6 protein-coding genes are annotated in these 15,866 nt (G+C 54.8%); 2 read left to right on the top strand and 4 right to left on the bottom strand.

All coding sequences use genetic code 11. The features are described from left to right. The first annotated feature begins 27 nt into the window (after positions 1 to 27). Positions 28 to 4,218: a fibronectin type III domain-containing protein gene (locus NTD86_RS18415; RefSeq protein WP_262204296.1), complete on the top strand. Its 4,191-nt coding sequence runs from the start codon at positions 28 to 30 to the stop codon at positions 4,216 to 4,218. A 292-nt stretch (positions 4,219 to 4,510) separates the two neighbouring features. Here the strand turns inward: NTD86_RS18415 and NTD86_RS18410 are convergent, their stop codons facing one another. From NTD86_RS18410 to NTD86_RS18400, 3 genes are all read right to left on the bottom strand, one after another. Next, positions 4,511 to 5,848, bottom strand: a complete 1,338-nt coding sequence (locus tag NTD86_RS18410; protein WP_262204295.1) for a dicarboxylate/amino acid:cation symporter — start codon at positions 5,846 to 5,848, stop codon at positions 4,511 to 4,513. 405 nt (positions 5,849 to 6,253) lie between these two features. Then, positions 6,254 to 7,600 (bottom strand): ATP-binding protein, encoded by a 1,347-nt coding sequence (locus NTD86_RS18405; RefSeq protein ID WP_262204293.1) that lies wholly within the window; start codon positions 7,598 to 7,600, stop codon positions 6,254 to 6,256. Beyond that, entirely contained in the window at positions 7,597 to 8,274 is a 678-nt protein-coding gene (locus NTD86_RS18400) for a response regulator (RefSeq protein WP_262204291.1), read from the bottom strand. Before NTD86_RS18400 ends, NTD86_RS18405 begins: the two co-directional genes overlap by 4 nt. A gap of 146 nt (positions 8,275 to 8,420) precedes the next feature. On the opposite strand from NTD86_RS18400, the gene NTD86_RS18395 reads away from it, so the two are divergent. Continuing rightward, the gene (locus tag NTD86_RS18395) at positions 8,421 to 9,158 is read left to right on the top strand and encodes a 4'-phosphopantetheinyl transferase (protein WP_262204289.1); all 738 of its coding nucleotides are present in this window, start codon (positions 8,421 to 8,423) and stop codon (positions 9,156 to 9,158) included. Between the two features lie 29 nt (positions 9,159 to 9,187). On the opposite strand, the gene NTD86_RS18390 is transcribed toward NTD86_RS18395, so the two are convergent. Continuing rightward, positions 9,188 to 15,814: an NEL-type E3 ubiquitin ligase domain-containing protein gene (locus NTD86_RS18390; RefSeq protein ID WP_262204287.1), complete on the bottom strand. Its 6,627-nt coding sequence runs from the start codon at positions 15,812 to 15,814 to the stop codon at positions 9,188 to 9,190. Positions 15,815 to 15,866 lie beyond the last annotated feature (52 nt).

Below are 15,866 nucleotides of genomic sequence, written 5' to 3'. Positions count from 1 at the left end.
GCGTGCAAACTATTAGGCACACTATTAGTGACTGCGTTGCTCATTGATACCAATACTATCTTTGCCCAGACAGATAACTCTCTGGCGCCCTCTGTGCGTAGCCCGCATTATAACGAATCATCTTCAAGCAGGCCTTGGCCGGGCGCCAATGCGGAACCTCCCAGCGCGCCATATATTCGAGACTTTTCCAAGCCTTTTAATAAGTACACATGGGTATCGGCTCACAATGCCTACATGAACGACACCACCGAACAATTGAAAAGCGGTATTCGCTCATTAATGTGGGATTTACACCCATTAAGATCAAGTAGTAGTAATGATTATACCGTTGATGCCTATATGTGCCATCACACACCACCAAGCGATGACGACCAACCCAATCAAGGTTGTTCAGGCCTGGGAGTAGACAAAAAAAAATTTAGCTCAGAACTTGAAAAGGTCAAAAATTTCCTTGATCAGCCCGAAAACAAAAATGCAGTTGTCACTATATTTCTGGAAGACAGGATCGACTATGAATATATACAAAAAGCCTTCAATGAAGTCCCAAATTTGAGTAACTATGTTTTTAGAATCTCTGATTACGCCAACACTCCCCAATGGCCAACACTACAAAAAATCATAGACAGCAATCGTAGAATTATTATTTTCCTAGAGCGTAAAAATGGAAACTACCTATTTTCCGGAAACACAATGGAACTCCCAAAAGACAAGATATTCTCAATGCAAAACACTTACGACCTCGGCTTAGCCGGAGTCACAAAAGACAATTGGGCCTGCAATAGCCGATACGATGACGGCAAATATGATAAAGACCATATTTTTTATAACTATAGATATAAAATGATAGACAAGTCCGGGTTTCAGCTATGGCCTCGCTTGTTCACCATGAATCAATTCCACTCTTTATTTTCCTCCGCACCGCACGCAGCTCAAATTGACAACAATTTGACGTGGCTCGAATTCAGGGTCGACAACGCCTGCAAAAATTCGAATAAAGATTTTCGTATGGTGCCTAATTATATCGCCCTCGACTTTACCCAAGTCGGTGATGCCATTCCGTATGCAGGCGCTTTAACAGAGGGCGGGGTTTATTTCTATGAAAAAAATGACGGCTATTCAGAAGCGTATCCCGACACGCGCCCCGGTGCACTAACAAGTGATGATGTCGTGTGTGTTTTACCCACCAGTGTTGAGTGGGATGTCCGTTTGAAGGCAGCGGGATGCGAAAATGATGAAGCCCGTTCACTGGCACTGCGCGGTGTTAAAAAAGGGACCAGTATAAAATTATTCGACAAACCCGACAGTTCCAAATCCGATGACTGGGTGGAAATTGAAGTATTAAGAGACATTGCACTTACAGAGCGCGTAGTCGTCGGCACATTTGAGAAATCCTACTCTGATCGCGATGTCAAAGTAACGAGCCATCCCCATAACGGGCTTGACGGAAAGGTTTCACACATCACGATCGAACCCGTGACAGGTTCGGTCACGCCAAAACTGAGTTTAGGCGATCAGGAAGGTGATATTTTTTGTAATGTCCCTGTGGACGCAACCTTATCATTCGAATTGGGAAGCGGCGCTGATCACTGGGGCTGTAAAAATGACCAAGCAGCAACCGCAGTACTTTCAAATGCGTTGGCCGGGACCACGATCACGTTGTTTGGCACTAAAAATGCTGATGAAAAATGCAGCCAAGGCTGCCTGCGTATTTTTGTACGCAAAGATATGACCTCGTCTTTTAATATAGGCAACATTCAAGAGTTCGGTCAAAGTATAGAGAGCCCTGATGGCTCAGCTATCGCTTATCGTTTTGGCGGTGACCAAGCCTTGGACGGCAAAGTCTCCTACATGACCGTCAACATGAACAGATTCGGGGGGCAAGATGTAATACCCACCTCTGCCGAAGCGGATGGTGGATGGGGCGAGTGGGGAAATAAAGCAAGCTGCCCAGCACCTACTGTTGCCTGGGGATTTGACCTCAGGAATGAAAAAGACCAAGGCCAGAAAGGTGATAACTCAGGCCTTAACAGCCTGCGCATGTATTGTTCTGAAAACAGTGGTGCTTCGACCACACTTATAAGCAGCAATAATGGCTACTGGGGGGATTGGAGCAGCATCTATAAGTGCAGCGCTGCCAACGGCCCGTTAAAAGGGTTTGCCTTGAAAAGGCTTTGGTCCCGTGACCATAGAGATGAAGTAGAGGCTACAGAAGTACGGGGTATTTGCCAGGACAACACCGTGATTGGTGGCGACTTGGGTTATTGGGGCACATGGAGCTCTAACTTTATATGCCCAGCGGGTGAGAACGTCGTGGGCTTTACAAATCGCGTAGAACCGGATCAGGGCGAAGGCGATGATACGGCCATGAACGGGTTAAGAATGTATTGCGCAAAAAGTCTGACGAGCGCACTACCGGTAACACCACTTGTGCGCCAGCTGACTCCCAGCACCGCTCTGCTTTACTGGGAAGAACCCGCAGGACAATCTGGCATTGCTGAGTTCAAGGTTGAAGCTGATGGCAAACCTCTATTAACGACCCATCAAAACTTTACTGAGTTCAATACTGCCGGTGTAAATAAAATATCTGTTACAGCCGTCGATTTTGACAACAACATGTCTCCAACCCAGTCTATTACTCTCCCCGCATACGATACCGTTCCCCCTGCGCCGCCGACAGGGCTGAAGGTGAGCAACTTGCAGGGAGGTTTGGTTGAAGTAAGCTGGGATAAAACTTCAGCGCCCATCAATGAACTGACCTATGAAACCTCTGGCAACTCGATGGTCGCCAAAATCCCGACTGAATACAGCATGGTCATTGCTGATACCACCCCACCTGCAAACTTTACATTCTCTATTCGAGCTCACAAATACAACGATACCTACTCCGCGCCCACCACGCTCTTCATTGATCGTACGCCACCGTCTACGCCCACATCACTGACCTTTAGTGAGTTACAGCCAACCTCTCTGAAGCTCGCGTGGAGCGCATCCACGGACGATATAAAAATGAAGGAATATTATGTCTACAAGGATGACGTATACCTCGAGGCTATCACTGGCACGAGTTACAGTGTCCTGCAACTTAAACCCGGTGAAAATCACACATTCTCAGTCAGAGCCAGGGATGCTGCTGAAAATCTGTCTGCCCCCGTCTCCGTTTTTGTTGATCGCGAAAGTCCCAAGCCTGTTAAAGACCTGACTTACAGCAATGTTACCGACTCTTCATTGCTCCTGAGCTGGAGTCCGAGTACCGATAACGTAGCGGTCACTGGATACGCCATCACGCGGGATGACAACCAGACGTTTGATTCCAAAGTCACGAACTTTAACGATACAACGTTGCAGCCTGCAACGACTTATCGTTATACCGTCACGGCTTACGATGCTAACGCAAACATGTCGACCCCTGCGCCGTTGCTGATTGATCGAGAGCCACCCTCGGCGCCACTCAATCCGCAATACAGCAATGACACAGGGACAACATTGAAGCTCAAGTGGGATGCGTCAAGCGATGATATTGGCGTGACGGGTTACAACATTTACACCGACAAAACCCCTGAAGCAATTGCGACATCTGCAACGCCAGAGGTTATCGTCGAAAAATTAAGGCCCGTCACGACGTATACCTTCTATATTGAAGCGATCGATGCGGCGGGTAATAAGTCGCCCAGAACGCCAATACAGGTTGACCGAGTACCACCCGCTACGCCCGTATTCTTTTACGCCAGTGACCAGACCTCCGATTTCCCAACCTTAAACTGGAGCGCTGCAACAGACGATATCGCGGTTACCGGTTATGAACTCGTTGTCGATAACAATCACGATAAAAAAATAGAGTTGCCAAGCACTCAATTCTCGGCTCGCCTGGAAGGCATGGACTCTACTCTTGAACATGCTTTATCACTGCGAGCATTTGATGCGGCAGGTAACTACTCTTCACCCATTGAGTTCAACCTTCAACCTAACCGACCTAATGAGCCAACTTCGCTAAAAGGAACTGCAATCTCGAACAACGGAGTTGTCTTCGACTGGTTCAGGGGACCTGACAATCGAACTGTGAAATATGCAGTAAAAACCAACACTGGAATTGACCAGGAAATGACCTCCACGCAAATCACCGTTACTAGTAACAGCGCAATCACTATCCAAGTCCAGGCGATCGACAAAGACGGAGTCAAATCCTTAAGTGTCACGAGAACAATCACCCCACACGAATGAGGGCAAACACCCTGTTATCAGCAAGCGCGCCACAGATCCCCACCTTTGAGTAGATGAGGATCTGTGGCTATCTTGAAATGTGCGGCGAGCAGTTCTACGCCAATAGGAACGCCAGCAAGAAAAACCGTGTATCTGATTGACCGTCTTGGAGCGGTCATGCACCAGCGCTGACTCGCTCATGGTGATGGCCTGCAAAAATAAAACACCCTGCGAAAGCGCAGCTCTCGCAGGGTGTGGGGAGGTTGACCCTCTCATTAACCCATCCGAAGATGGGCTTTTTAGGTGCTTAGCGTTACTTCATCACTTGCGACGGCATCTGGCCTTCAGCAACCAGTTGGTCGTCTTCTGGCAGGGTGTTGTCCAGCGGGCTACCGCCCGACGCCAACTCACGGTCCATCACGTCGACGTCCAGCTCTTTGACCCACTTGGCAACCACCAGGGTGGCCACGGCGTTACCAATCAAGTTGGTCAGGGCGCGGGCTTCGGACATGAAGCGGTCGATACCCAGAATCAGCGCCAGGCCAGCCACTGGCAAGTGACCAACAGCCGACAGGGTCGCCGCCAGTACGATAAAGCCGCTACCGGTGACGCCAGCAGCGCCCTTGGACGACAGCAGCAAGACCAGCAGCAAGGTGATCTGGTGCGTGATGTCCATGTGGGTGTCGGTGGCCTGAGCAATGAACACAGCCGCCATGGTCAGGTAGATCGACGTACCGTCCAGGTTGAACGAGTAACCGGTAGGAATCACCAGACCCACTACCGACTTCTTCGCGCCCAGGCGTTCCATCTTCACCAGCATGCGTGGCAAGGCCGATTCCGACGACGAGGTACCCAGCACGATCAACAGTTCTTCACGGATGTAGCGAATCAGCTTGACCACGCTGAAGCCGTGAGCGCGAGCAATGCCGCCCAGCACGATCAGGATGAACAGTACGCAGGTGACGTAGAAGCAGATCATCAGTTGACCCAACTGCACCAGCGAGCCTACACCGTAAGCACCGATGGTGAACGCCATGGCGCCCAGTGCACCGATCGGCGCCAGCTTCATGATCATGTTGATGATGTTGAACATCACGTGGGCAAAACGATCGATGAAGTCCAGCACCGGCTTGCCGTAGGCACCCAGGCGATGCAGGGCAAAACCGAACAGTACCGAGAACATCAGCACTTGCAGGATGTCACCGTTGGCGAAGGCACCGACGATGGTCGACGGGATGACGTTAAGGATAAAGCCAACGATGCTCTGATCTGCGCCTGCAGTCACATAGGCAGCGACTTTAGAGGCATCCAGTGTGGACACGTCGATGTGCATGCCGGCACCCGGCTGCACCACGTTGACCACGACCAGACCAATGATCAGGGCGATGGTCGATACGATTTCAAAGTACAGCAACGCATAACCACCGGTCTTACCGACCGACTTCATGCTCTGCATGCCGGCGATACCGCTCACCACCGTACAGAAAATAATGGGTGCGATAACCATTTTGATCAGTTTGATGAAGCCATCACCCAGCGGTTTGAGTGCAACACCGGTTTCAGGGTAGTAATGGCCCAGCAAGATACCGATAGCAATCGCTACGATTACTTGCACATACAGAGATTTGTACAGTGGCTGACGAGTCGTCATTGCAAAGTTCCTCAAGTGCATCACACCGTCGTCATTCCATCCGGGACGGCTGATACCTAAAGCGCGAACCCTCCTGTACTTGGAGGGATTTGTTGTTTCGAGCTGCTCTATCGGCAACTCTCGCACCACTCTTTGCAAGGCACGGGCCACTTTGCACGAAACGAGTGCAAAAGCCCGTTTTATCTAATCGCGTAGGAAATATCCGCCAAATCCTGTAGGACAATATTTGGCGGATTTCCGCCCTTTGGCGGGTTTTCGGCAGGGGATATGGCGGATACCCGCCCATAGAGACAAACAGGGCAGCGGGTATTTTCAGCATCCCCCAATCGGTTCCCTCTCCTTCGGGAGAGGGCTAGGGTGAGGGGGCTCTTAGATCAAGATCAAAAGATCGCAAGAGCATGGGCGCTAGACCGTCGAGAAGTGAATCCGAAACGCAGCCCCGCCCAGTGGAGAATCTTCGAGGGTCAATTGGGCGTCGTAGCTCTCGATGATGTCCTTGACCACGGCCAAACCAATGCCCTGCCCCGGGTGCTGGCGGTCCAGCCGCTCACCACGTTGCAGAATGCGCGCCCGCTGATCCGGCGGCACGCCAGGCCCGTCATCCTCGACACAGACTTCTATGCCCAGCGCATTGCGGTGCAGGCTGATACGCACTTGGCGCAGGCACAGGCGGTAGGCGTTTTCCAGCAGGTTACCCAGCAACTCCAGCAACGCATTCTGCTCAATCGGCACATGGCTGAGCGGCGCAATGTCGTAACTGACCTTGACCTGCTTGTCGTGATAAACCTTGTCCAGCGTATTGCACAGGCTCTCAACCACCGGCAACAGTTCAACCTGATGGCGCACCAGGCCGCTTTTGCGCAGGCTGGCTCGCTGCAACTGGTAGCTGATTTGCTGGTTCATGCGCTCAATCTGGGTTTGCAGCACTTTGGCCTGCTCACGCTCAGTGGGGCGTTGCGCCATGCTTTCACTCACACCCTGCAACACCGCCAGCGGCGTTTTCAAGCTGTGTGCCAGGTCATCCAGAGAATCGCGGTAGCGCGCCCGCTGCTCACGTTCGCTTTGCAGCAAACGGTTCAGCGAGCCGGTCAAACGCAACAGCTCCCGAGGGTGCTGCTCGCTCAGGCTCTCTCGCTCGCCGGTTTCGATTTCATCCAGTTCCTGACTTAAGCGTCGCAATGCCTGTAACCCCCACGTCAGACCAATCCACAGCAACGCCAGCAAAACAAACAAGGCCGCACCAAACCCCAGGTAGAGGTTTTCGCGCAATCCGGCGAGTGTCAGGTTGTATTCGCGCATGGGCTGCAACGCCACAAAGCTGAACGCGGCGCTTCTGCCACCCAACGACTTCACTTCAACGTCGTAGACAAAAAACTCTTCGCCGCTGGCTTCTCGAATGCTTGCAAACTCATTACCGCGCCCGTCGTAACGTGGCGTGTAGTTGATGCTCTCTTCTTGCGTGGCCCGCGAGCGCCAGACCAGACGGCCTTCGCGGTCATAGATGTAGCCCAGCAAGCGGCTGTCCGGCAGGTTGAGTTCCTCATCCGGCAACAAGGTCGGCATTTTGAGGTGGTTTTTTTCAACCTTGGCCGCTGAAATCAGCGTCGTGACATCCGAGGCCAGGCGCTGCTCAATGGCATCTTTGAGAGCCAGGCTAAATGCGCCTTGCATGGCCGGCAGCAGCGCGAGCATAAACAGGACGGCCAACAAAGTGGCCGCCAGCATCAAACGAACGCGAAGCGAACGAATCAACGACAGCGCTCAGTAAACAGGTACCCCAGGCCGCGTACCGTATCGATTGGCTTAAAGCCATTTGCCCCCTCAAGCTTGCGACGCAGGCGCCCGACCAGCACCTCGATCACATTCGGATCACGCTCCTCGTCATCCGGGTACAGCTGTTCCATCAGTCGGTCCTTGGCCACCACTTGCTGATGATGGCGCATCAGGTATTCCAAAATTCGGTATTCGTAGGCAGTCAGTGGCAGCGGCTTCTCGTCCAGCACCGCTTGTTTGCGGTTGATGTCCAGCACCAGCCCACCCGCGACGATGGTCGACTGGGTGAAACCACTGGAGCGACGCAACAGCGCATTGAGACGGGCCTCAAGCTCTTCGAACTGAAACGGCTTGACCACGTAATCGTCGGCGCCGGCAGCCAGCCCTTCGACTTTGTCTTGCCAGTTGCCCCGTGCGGTGAGGATCAGGATCGGGAATGTCTTGCCCCGCGCCCGCAACTGGCGGATCAACTCCAGGCCGCCCATGCCCGGCAAGCCCAAATCAATCATCGCCAAATCGTGATTGAACTGCTCGGTCTGGTACAACGCCTCATCGGCATTGGCCACCGCCTCGACCACATGGCCGCTTTCAGTCAGACGGGTTTGCAAGTGATGGCGCAACAGCGCCTCATCTTCAACCACCAGCAATTTCATCGCGCTCTCCCAAGCCTGTCATGCCACTCATGACATGAGTCCACCACCTATACATTTATCAGCCTAGCCCTCACAGAATAAGGCGTAGGCCCTGAACACACTCTGAACAATTGCACCGCCTGGTGAAGGCCAGCAGAATGCACGCCATGAATAGACTCCCCGACTTGCCAGCCTGTTGCACGCCGCTTGGGTGCGACTGGCCCTTGCCTATCGCGCTGCCCGGTAGCGTATGGCGTAGCACCGCGTTCAACCCGGCGCTCTTTAGCACGCAAGATTTTGCCCGCAGCGCAATACCCGCGCCTGCGAGTATTCAACGATCAGTGGCAAAACGCCAAGCCGAATTTCTGGCCGGCCGCCTGTGCGCCCGCGAAGCCTTGCAGCACTTGGACGGGACACAAGCCATACCGGCGATTGGAGATGACCGTGCGCCCGTGTGGCCACGCCATATCACCGGTGCCATCACGCACAGCAAAGGCCGTGCAGCTGCACTGGTGGCCCTCAAGAGTGAATGGCAAGGGCTGGGCATTGACCTGGAAAATCTCCTGAGCCACGAGCGGGCGCAACGGCTGGCCAAGGAAATCCTCACCCCGGATGAACTGCAACGCCTGGCCGCCGGCCCCGCCGCCGACCTTGCGCTGGTGGTCACGCTGACCTTTTCGATCAAGGAAAGCCTGTTCAAAGCGCTGTTCCCGCTGGTGCAACAGCGCTTTTACTTTGAACACGCCGAAGTGCTGAGTTGGTCAAAAGACGGCCAAGTGCGCGTACGTCTGCTCACGGAGCTGTCTGATGAGTGGCACCCGGCAAAAGAAATAGAAGGGCAATTCGCCTTGTTGGATGAGCAGCTATTGAGCGCGATTGCTATCAAGGCGCCCACTGCCCGATGAACAGGGGGATCACTCCCCCTGCTTTCCGATCAATTTGGCGCGTTATAGGCCTGCAGCGTCAGCTCTTCAATCAAGCGGTTTATCTGTTGATCCCTGGCCAACGTCAGCTCACTCCCCTTTTGCAACTCAGCCTCATCTGACAGACCGGTTTCTTCGGAGAGCTTTGTATAGCCCTGCTGATAGTCGGCCTCGATGGCTGCAAAACGGTCCGCATGGCTGGCCTGCAGAAAGTCACGCCAAAATTTTTCCTGCATGATGGCGTGCATAAACGCCGGGCTGCCATCCATCGCCAGGATGCTGTCCCGCGCTGCAGTGATTTGCTCCGGGGTCACTCCGGCAGTCGGCGCATACAGCATCGACCTCGCCCGGGTCGGTAAATCAAGGGCCTGCGCCAGCTCGACACGATAAAACAGGATCACTTCAGAGGCATCAGGATTGCCGCCCTGGGCCACACGCCGGGCGACTTCCTGGCCCGATAGCGAGTCAACTTGCCGTAAACGGAACAAACGTTTTGCCAGGCTGAACAGTTCAGTGCCGCGCCGGGCCTCACCCGCGTTGTTGAGTGCCTCATGCACCAGCACTTCGACTTCCATGTTTTCCAGAAGCACCATGGCGCCGTCCCCGCAGCTTCGCTCCTCACGGAAGATCCTGTTCAGCAGGGTTTCGCGCAGCGCGGTGTTGGCCAGCATTTGATCAATCAGTGCCCATACTCGGTCTGTCAGGTTCGTCCACACCTGCTCACTCATCTTGCGCCGATCAGTGGCGAACAATACCAGGGTCTCGAAAAAGTCTTTGACGCTCCCTCCCGCCCCTTGCAGCAATTGCCATTGCTGGGTTCTGGCCGCGATTTGCGCCTCACTGAAGTTAAGAGGCAACCAAGGCGAAATATCACTCACCGCCGCCTGAAGCTGAGCGTTATGCGCAAGCTGGTTAAAACCGTGCGAAATCGCCGGCCCGTAGCCAAAGTCACTGTGGCCCTGGGTCCAGTACTCAACAATGCGATTACGCGATGAGGCATCGATCGGGTTCCCGGAAATAGTGGTCGACCGATTGGCTCCAAGCGTCCATTGCGGCTCAAAAACAGCGGGCGGGATGCTGGCAATCATATTGTTCCTCAGGTTCGCCCACTCGATGTGAGTCAGCGCCCATAACCCGTTGGGCCATTGGGTTATGCCGGTATTGCTCAAGTCCAACTGGCGCAAATTAACCAACTGACTCACATCCGGGCTCATACCCAAGGGGTTACCACTCAGGTCCAGTATCTCCAGGCTCGAATGATTGGCCAGTTGCTGTGCACTCTCTGGCGTGAGGCTGATGCGGTTGCTTGTCAGTTCAAGGGACAACAACTGAGACATCTGTGCAATGGCAGGAGGTATGCGGGTCATACGGTTCTCGGACATGTCCAGCACACGTAATTGACTGAAGCTGGCGAGAAATTCATTCGAGCCACTGCGCAAGTTCATGTCATCCATCCGCAATGCGCCAACATGGCTGAAATCACCGCTGATAGCGGGAAGGTCACCGACATTCAGGCCTGACAGATCGAGTTCGAAGCCGACGATGTCACCGCTGTCTTCCATCACGGCAAGCTCGGTTTCCCGGCGCCAGGCACTTTCAATTCTGCGCCTTGCCTGCACTCGATGCCCCGGAGTGACGATGCCCACATGGCTCGTACCGTACCGATACAACTGGATTTGCTCCCAGACCCTCAGTTCGCCTTGCAACATTTGATATTGCGTACGCCTTTGTACCAATACCGCCTCACGCTCGGCCTGAGTAGCACCCAACTCGTTGAGGAAGGTGATGGTGTCTTCGTAATCCATGCTCGGGTAAAGATCCCGCGCTTCACGGATCAACGACAAAGGGTGAGTGGCGTTATCCAGCGTTACAGTTAGCGGGTAAACCGTAAACTCGCTATCAATGTTCATCGGGGGTTTGCGCGGCGGTGCGGGCGGCTCAAGTCCCAACAGCGTTTTCAAGTTAGCTCGATGCGCGATCGCCAGTGACTGAATCTTCTGGCTAAGGGTTTGCGTATCACTGGCATCCTTGACCTTAATCGCTGCCCGCTCAGCAGGCTCCAGCGCATGGAGAATGGACGACAACAAATTGTTGCCATTCACAGACTCCGGGTTAATCGGTTGACCTTCACGTGACCATGCTCGGTAACGGCCATCCTGCAAAACCAACACCCGCGGCGCTGGGGCATCTGCGGCGCCAATACTGTCCAGCACCTTGCCAGTGACCTGCCTGTCACGCACTTCGATCCTCACTTCGCCCGGCCAACCCGGCAGGGACTGCAACAGATGCAACGTGAGCTTTTCACTGTCCGGGGTCGACGTGGCGTTCAGATACAAGCCTTCGTAGGCCCGGGCCAGCCTGACGTCTTTGGCCGTCCACTGAGCCTGTTCGGTGACACGTGGAGGCACGAGCCCTTTATCCAGATAGTTGATGCGCTCTTTTCGTGAAGTGTGAAGGACCAAGCTTTCGATAACGCTTTTGGGTAACTGCGGGTGATTTTTCTGGACAAGCTTCACGTACGGATCTGCGCTGTACTCCAGACTCTCGTAGATCGAACTGAACAAGTTGGCTTCACGCTTTAACGCGTGCGCAGCGATTTTTCTGGCCAGGGCGAGCATCCGGTGCTCAATGATCGGGTTGTATTCGCCCAATAAGGCACGCGTCTCGGCCTCGTTCAGATTCATCAATAGAACGCGCAGGAAGCTACCCTTGCGCGACTCATCAACCGTCAGCCGCAGGCGCGGCAAAGCGCTGTCCAGATCAGCACCGTACTCTTTCAAGAGCGCGCCTTGAGCATCGGTAATTTGCAGCACCTTGTTGTGCAGCCAACCCGGCAAGCTTTGGATCAGCAGCAGTTGGAAATCACTGTTGGCATCAGGCAGCGTGTGATGGGCCTGCATTTGCCTGACAAAGTCATTGATATCTTGCTCGATCTTGAAACGCTTCCAGGTGTCCATCAATAACGGTGGCGGCGCGAGGTTATTGATATGCACCTGGCGTAACACCCCTTCATCCGTATGGCTCACGGTCAGGATCTGGCGCCCCACCTCATCACTGAAACCGGTTGGCTCGGCACGTAATCGACGTAATAAACGGGGGCCGTCCCACTGCTGCGGCTTCTCTTTTTGCAGGCGCCAGGCGCCCTTGTAGTTGTGTGCCAAAAGGGGGGTATTCACCCCGGGTTTGTTGGGGTGCACCATGCGCCACTGGTGAGCCAGATGGTCATATTCAACCTGGTAGGTTTTGCCATACAAGGCCACGTAAGGCTTGCCCTGTATCTCGTAGAGCCCCAGTTCACCGCCGGGATGATGACCGGCCAGTGGCACGTCGCGCTCATACTGGGCCGTCGTCGTGTCCCACAAATTCACCTCGCCATTGGCCTGACGATTGGCGCGCATGGCATCGCCCAGGGCCTGGCGCAGGCCTTCGATGCTGGCACCCGCCTCTGCCCCCACGGTTTGACGCTCTTGATGGCTCAGAAAATGACTGAGCGCCAGGAAAAAACTGTCCGGGGTCCGGGAGAATGTGACCGCGCCCCCGCCCTTCAAATCATTCACTTGGTAAGTCCCCTGACCATGATGGGTCAGCACCACGGTGGAATCATCCGGCCCGCTCGGCCTATAGGCTGGCAATTGGGAGGCGCTGGATGCCTCTTCGATCACCAGCCGGCGATTCAGTTTGTCGTGCAACACGCCACGGGCAAACTCGCGCGCCCACAGGTCACCATCAGGGTTGAAGGCACGCCGATGATAAAGAGTGTCCAGCGCCAGATCGGCCCGCAGTCTCGTTTTCAAACGCTGCGCCGCATAGTCAAACACCAGAGGCTGGGCGTTGTGTTCCAGCGCCCGCGTGACCGCGTGAGCACTGAACGGATGCGCCACCAGCAACGCTTCCAGGCTCTCAACCGACAAAGCGGGGTTGAGCTCGTGCAACTTGGCCAACAACGCAGTGGTCGACTCCGTCAACGGGGGGCAAAGCAACGGCAAATACTTATTGGCCGGATCTGAACTGGCGATCACATCACCGCGCTTGTGCCCCTCCAGCCCGGTAAGGGCCCTGAACAGCAAGGTTTTGTCATCACGCGCCCAATTGGCTATTTGCTCACGCACCGAGGCAATTCGGCCGGTTTTGCTGAGGTCCGGGTTGCCGTCACGCCCAAGCGTCGATGCGGCTGGCAGTTGGTCCAGAATCAAGGTGAACATCTGTTCCACCTGGGCGCTGCCCTGGCTGGCATCGTGCCTGGCGACATACGCGCCATGGTCCAGGCGCTTGAGCTCGACGTGACGCTCAAAGGGTGCAGCATAAGTGCCTTTGCCATAGCTTTCGACAAGCTCACCTCGCTGATTGAACACATCGAGCACGGTATCGGCGGGCCAGTCAGGCAGCTGGGTCAGCAGGGCAAACACCGCACTGTCCGCGTTTTCTGGCATCTGCCCGCGTAAAGGCAATTCATTGATGATCCTGTCGATCAGTTGATCCGCTTGTAAACGGCGAACGCCATCGGCCAGCGGCCCTGCAATCAGCTCGCCTTGCCAGACGTGCAGCAGTTGCTCGCGGGTGGCACCGGTAATCTCCAGCATCCGTTGAATGCGGCCAAGGTCCGCGTTTGAGGTGTCGCCGGGCAACATGCGCTGCACCAGCTGTTTATTGTCCAGCGCTTGCACATCGTCCAGCACCAGGCGCCACAACTGGTGGACAGGATCGTAGGTCAGCGCAGGCGTAAAGCGTTGCGCGGCGTCGGCTTTGAGTACGTAATGCCGAGCCTGCGCATCGAAAGTGACTTCCATGGCCAGCGTCTGATCGCCCTCCTGCACCTTGGCGTAGACCTTGCCATCACGTTCATACACGCCCTCGTGAGTAGGCTTGAGGCTCTCAAGGGCACCAGCCTCCAGATGCGGGTAAGCCTTGAGATCCGCTCGCCAGAGGTCGGCCGTGCCATCCGCCTGGGTGATCTTGCGCGGCTGGCCCAAGGTGTTCCACAGCGTGTGCATCCGTTGCCGGTGCACCCTGGCAGCCACCCCAATCAGTCGGGCATTGATCAACAGGTCTGTGGTATCGGCCAGAGCACTGGCGAAGGTCGTGGACTCGCCTTTGAGCGCCTCCCTCACGCCCTGCACAATGCTGTAAGCCAACGAGCCAAACACCGCGGCCTGCATGATCGTATTCAACCCCAGCACACCACCCGGCAAGGGCGTGGTCAGCAAGCCGAGCACCTCATTGCCCAGATCGCTCAGGGCCTCTTTGAAGGCTTGCCAATCGCGCACGGACTTACTGGTGGCTAACTGGCTCAAGTTAGAGCGATAACGGTCCAGGTGGCGCTGAGTAATGGCCTGCACAATGGGCAACGAGTCGCTCTCGTTCACGTCAACATACAGGTGCAAGCTATCCAGATCAGGCTCGGGGAACACCCCTTTAAAACCGTCATACATCACCCCCGCCAGCCATGTCAGGCCTTGGGGTCTGGGCTCTTTGCTCAGCAACTTGCTGAAATAGCCCAGGTCCTTTAACGCCAACTGGCGCAAAAACCAGCCTAATTGCCCTTTGCCATGGTCGGTCTTGAGCTGATCACGAAAATGCGAAAACGCAGTGGGGACATCTTTATGCCAGTGCAGAGCACCGCCCAAACGCTGCGGGAAATAGCTGAAAACCCCCAACTCGCTCTCCACCTTGATGATGAACAGCGGGATGGGCACTTCGCCTCCCCCCACGTAGTCGAAGTCATCCTCATTGCCGAACAACAACCGACTGTTCGTGCTTGTAGGGGTCGGACGAGAAATAAACCTGGATTTCTTGGTTGTACTCATCGAAACGGGCCAAATGTGCGGTGCCGCATCGCCCTTGAGCATCGCAACCAGCTTGTCATGCTCTCGCTTGAATATTTTTGTCTGCCAACTGTCTCGTAATGCCTCCAGCAACTCGAATTCAACGCTGGCCCGCACCGCGTCCTGCGTGCGTAGGGTCAACGACCCCTGGGAGGCAACAGCCACATCCAGCGCGCTATTCAACTGAGTGCCCAGATCCAGCTTGCGCACAATCGCAATAAACGGACCCGCCGGATGCCCCTTCAATTCACTGGTGTAGTCAATGTAACTGGCCTGCTCATAGCTAAAAGGCTTGAGCAGCACTGAATCCGTGCGGTAGCTGAAGTTCTCGCACGCGGCCTCCCACAACGACACAGACTTCACGTGCTCTTTAAACCTGGACTCGTCCAGCGCGCGCTTGGTACGTGAGGGGCTAAAAGAGAATTTGGACTCCTGCGAGGCACTTTGGTCGCCCCCCAGTCGCGCCAAATACTCAATGAAATCCTCCTCCACATTTTCACGGTAGCGCGTGTAGATACGCGCCTGCTCTGGGTCGATATCGACGCCCAGGAGTGTTTTTAGCTCACTCTTGAGCTGTGCCAGATGAGTGGCCTTGAACGCCTCCTTTATGCGCGAGACTTCCTGGTCCAGGTGTTCTAAAGAGGCTTGGCAACGCTGATGAAGTTCGGGGTAGCGCTTTTTCTCGTCGAGCGTCAGCGAAGCGAAGTTCTCTTCATAAATGGCCGATACATACGCCAGGGCTTCTTTTTGCGCCCACTGCGTACTGGACAAAAGCAACGGTGCACGTTGGCGAACGGCGGGAAATCGAGTGGTCATGGTCATGACTCCGTTGGACAGATGCGCCAACGTAGCAACCCCACCTCAGGCA

The organism is Pseudomonas sp. 7P_10.2_Bac1, assembly GCF_025465935.1.
Taxonomy (GTDB): Bacteria; Pseudomonadota; Gammaproteobacteria; order Pseudomonadales; family Pseudomonadaceae; genus Aquipseudomonas.
Note: the sequence above shows the minus strand (reverse complement) of the source record. Positions and strands in the feature narration are given on the sequence as shown.